Source organism: Clostridia bacterium, assembly GCA_035561135.1.
Lineage (GTDB): Bacteria > Acidobacteriota > Terriglobia > Terriglobales > Acidobacteriaceae > DATMYA01.
On the sequence record DATMYA010000054.1, the window covers coordinates 1 to 2,499 of the forward strand.

The following is a 2,499-nucleotide window of genomic DNA, read 5'->3' on the forward strand; positions in this document are numbered from 1 at the left end:
GTTCAGTTTTTGTTGCCAGGCTTGTGGGGTTGAGTGGGGGTAAAGGCTCGCCAAGTGGGAAAGCAGGGTTTGTCCATGGTATTTGCTGCTGATGATTGTGGTGTAGGCATAGCCCCGGTTGAGCATGTAGTTTGAGTGTAAGCTATGGCATCTGCGGCAGGAGTGGCTGGGGTTCGAGCGACACTGGGATTAGCCAGCAAGAGTTCTAGATGCGTCCAGTGTAGGAGCCAGATTCCGCGCGGATCACGCGCAATCCGAAACTTGGGCTGTCGGAAGCCGACTTTTCGTTCCCAATCCGTTTCGGCGCACTCCGGCCATCTCCGCATTGCTAACGCTTGGACCACTGCTCAGGAGCCGCAATTAGACAGGGGCCATTTGGTGGCCGCAACACTCTGGTTACTTTCCTGGCAGACGAAAACAATGACGAAGGAAATTTTGCGAGCTCATTGTCGGATAAATCTCGCGTACTATTCCAGGAGGGTTTATGTGTGAACCTGACGACAGCGTCCTGCTCAGGGCTGCCGCGACGCTCTCAACAGATACGTCTTCGAGCCAGTCGGTCGCGTGTCCGCCGGTGTTCACGGCCAGAAATAGACGAATCGTCGTCACTCACTACGGAGGCCCCGATGTGCTGCAGGTAGTTGAAGACGAGTGTCCCGAGCCGAAGCGAGGGGAGGTGCGGCTGAGAGTGCTGGCCGCAGGTGTCTCCCTGCCCGACCTACTGGCGCGCGAGGGCGCTCATCCCGAGACGCCCCGGGCGCCCTTCACGCCAGGGTGGGATCTTGTTGGCCTTGTGGATCGGCTCGGTGCCGGTGTCTCCGGAATCGAACCAGGTCAGATCGTTGCTGCGATGCCAATCAGCGGCGCCTACGCGGAGTTCGTCTGCCTGCCGCAACGTGAGCTGGTTCCGGTTCCTCCCGGATTAGATCCCGCCGAGACTGTCAGCCTCGTGTTGAACTACATCACGGCGTACCAGATGCTGCATCGTTCCGCTAACGTCAGATCGGGCCACCGCGTGCTCATTCACGGCGCGGCAGGCGGGGTCGGCTCGGCGCTGTTGCAGCTTGGTCGGCTCGCCGGGCTGGAGATGTACGGCACCTGTTCGTCACGAGGAGCTTCAGCCGTTTCCGACCTGGGCGGTATCCCAATCGATTACCGGGATCAGGACTTCGTGAAGGAAGTCCGCCGCCTCACGGGCGATGGCGTGGACGTCGTCTTTGAATCGATCGGTGGCGCCCACATCTGGCGCTCCCGCAATGCTCTGCGTCCTGGCGGCACGGTCGTGGCATATGGCCTTACTTCGTCGCTAAGTGGGGGGCGATTGGCGTCCGGTCGTCCTGGTGGTCGTCATCGCTTTCGTGGAATTGCCATTTTTGGGCTGTACATTGCCGGCGGCTGGCTTCTCCCGGGCCGGAAACGGGTGGTCCCTTACAGCATCCAGACGCTCAAACGGCTGAGGCCGTCATTGTTTCGACAGGATTTGATCGCGCTATTCAACCTGCTTCAACAGAAGAAAATCAAGCCGCTCATCGCGCAGCGGCTTCCCCTTACGGAGGCACGACACGCGCACGAGCGGCTCGGGAAGGGAGGCGTGATCGGCAAGATCGTGCTCGTGCCCAATGCGTGATCGATTGCGGCACGAACGGCATAATAACCGCACGCAACTTATGGCGGCAGGTGCCGAAATGGCCGGGACATGTCGCTCCGGACGAGTCACCAACTATATGGAATTTTCCAGCCGGAAGCCGACTTATCGTTCGCAATCCGGCGCAATTTCCGGTTTGCCGACGATCCGCTCGGTGTCCCGCTGGCTGCATTCCAGTATGAGTGTGTTGGCTTGTCTCCCGTCTTGCGCGACTGATGTCTAGAAGGAACCTGGATCGGGACGCACATTGGCCCGTCATAGCCTTCGGATCTCGTTGTCGAGCCAGCGATAATATTCAGAAAGGTAGGATGGGGCGATCAATTTCAAGCGTCGGCTGCAGCAGATCAGGACATCCCCTGGTGGTCACCGATCGGATCGACGCGTAGATCGCGACCTTCGCTTTATCGAGCACAAGGAGACACGGATATGAAGCCAAAGAACACGATCTGCCTCTGGTTCGACAAGGACGCGCATGACGCGGCGCGCTTTTACGCCGCCACCTTTCCGGACAGTAATGTGACCGCTGTTCACCATGCGCCCGGTGACTTTCCGGGCGGCAAGGAGGGCGATGTGCTGACGGTGGAATTCACCGTCCTCGGCGTTCCCTGTCTCGGTCTCAACGGCGGCCCGGCGTTCAGGCATAGCGAAGCCTTTTCTTTCCAGATCGCGACGGAGAATCAGGAAGAGACGGATCGCTACTGGAACGCGATTGTCGGGAATGGCGGCCAAGAAAGCGCGTGCGGTTGGTGCAAGGACCGCTGGGGCCTCTCCTGGCAAATTACCCCGCGCGCGCTAACCGATGCGCTTGCGGCTGGTGGCGGTGAGGCAAAGCGTGCCTTCCAGGCGATGATGAC

Annotated in this window: 2 protein-coding genes; both read left to right on the forward strand. The window is 59.6% G+C overall.

Annotated elements, in window-relative coordinates:
- Positions 1–484: 484 nt before the first annotated feature.
- A complete protein-coding gene (locus VN622_12390; GenBank protein ID HWR36659.1) occupies positions 485–1,627 on the forward strand; it encodes a medium chain dehydrogenase/reductase family protein in 1,143 nt (380 codons plus the stop codon).
- A 444-nt stretch (positions 1,628–2,071) separates the two neighbouring features.
- The coding region (locus tag VN622_12395) for a VOC family protein (GenBank protein ID HWR36660.1) at positions 2,072–2,499 on the forward strand (428 nt) is incomplete at its 3' end.

Bases quoted from the DNA above. Each gene is read 5' to 3' on its own strand.
- VN622_12390 (HWR36659.1), top strand. From the start codon at position 485: ATGTGTGAACCTGACGACAGCGTCCTGCTCAGGGCTGCCGCGACGCTC.